This window comes from Caballeronia terrestris, from assembly GCF_001544515.1.
GTDB lineage: Bacteria > Pseudomonadota > Gammaproteobacteria > Burkholderiales > Burkholderiaceae > Caballeronia > Caballeronia terrestris.
Genome location: NZ_FCOL02000439.1, coordinates 1 through 1251, shown reverse-complemented (window position 1 = coordinate 1251; position 1251 = coordinate 1). Strand labels below are relative to the sequence as shown.

The following is a 1251-nucleotide window of genomic DNA, read 5'->3' as shown; positions in this document are numbered from 1 at the left end:
TATCGCAACCGCCCCGACAGCCTGAACCGCTCGCTCGCGCTGACCGTCGCGGCGATCGTGCTGTTCGGGGTCGCGAATGCGTTTCCAATCGTCGGACTGAAAGTGAGCGGCGATGTCGTTCAGACCACGCTGTTCGGCGCGGCGCGCATCCTGTATCGCGATGGCATGTGGCCGCTCGCCGGGCTCGTCTTCTTCACGACCCTACTGATGCCAATGCTGCAAATGGCTGGCATTGCGTATCTGCTGTTGCCGTTGCGCCTAGGGCGCGTGCCGCATCGGCCCGCCCTCGTGTTTCGCTTAGTGCATTGGGCGATGTCGTGGGGCATGACCGAAGTCCTGATCCTCGGCGTGCTGGTGGCGCTGGTCAAGCTCGCGCATATCGCGAGCGTGGTGCCTGGCATCGCGTTGTGGGCGTTCGGCGCTCTGATGCTATTGCTCGCCGCCATCTCCGCCGCCTTCGATCCCCGTGAGTTCTGGGACAGGGTGAGCACCTCGCGACGGGGGGGCGGAATGCCAGGCGAAACACATACATCGGCATCGGCGCCCACGGCCGCTCGTGCCGGTCTCTTCGTCTGTCACGAATGCGGCTTGCTGTCAAGAGCGAGGGCGCATGCCCACGACGGCGAATGCCCGCGATGCGCAGCGCATTTGCACTTTCGCAAACCAGAGAGCGTTGCGCGCACCTGGGCTTTTCTGATCGCGGCGATGGTCCTGTACATCCCGGCAAACACGCTGCCGATGATGGACACGAGTTCGTTGTTCGGCACGCAAAAGGACACGATTATGAGCGGAGTCGTGTACCTCTGGACCTCGGGATCGTGGCCGCTCGCGGTCGTGGTGTTCATCGCGAGCGTCGCGGTGCCGATGCTCAAGATCATCGCGCTCATCTTCCTTGCTTCCACCGCACAGAGGCATTCGCGCTGGCTGCCCGGCCAGCGGACGCGCATCTATCGGATCGTTGAATTCGTTGGACGATGGTCGATGCTCGATATCTACGTTGTCACCCTGTTGGTCGCGCTCGTCCAGTTCAACGAACTCGCAACGATCCACGCCGGGCCGGCCGCGATTGCATTCGGCGCGGTAGTCGTGCTGACCATGTTCGCCGCGATGTCGTTCGACCCGCGGCTGATCTGGGATAACACGGAGGCTGATCATGGCAATGCCCCCTGACGAACCCGAGTTCCCGGAAGCCGTCGCCAAGCCGCGCTCGCGCTTTCGTGTGCAACTGGTGTGGCTCGTGCCGCTCATCGC

General features: G+C 63.2%; 1 protein-coding gene. It reads left to right on the top strand.

Going from position 1 to position 1251, the window contains the following annotated elements:
* On the top strand, window positions 1-1170 hold a 1170-nt coding region (locus tag AWB67_RS38110), incomplete at its 5' end, for a paraquat-inducible protein A (protein ID WP_143746822.1).
* Between the last annotated feature and the right edge of the window lie 81 nt (window positions 1171-1251).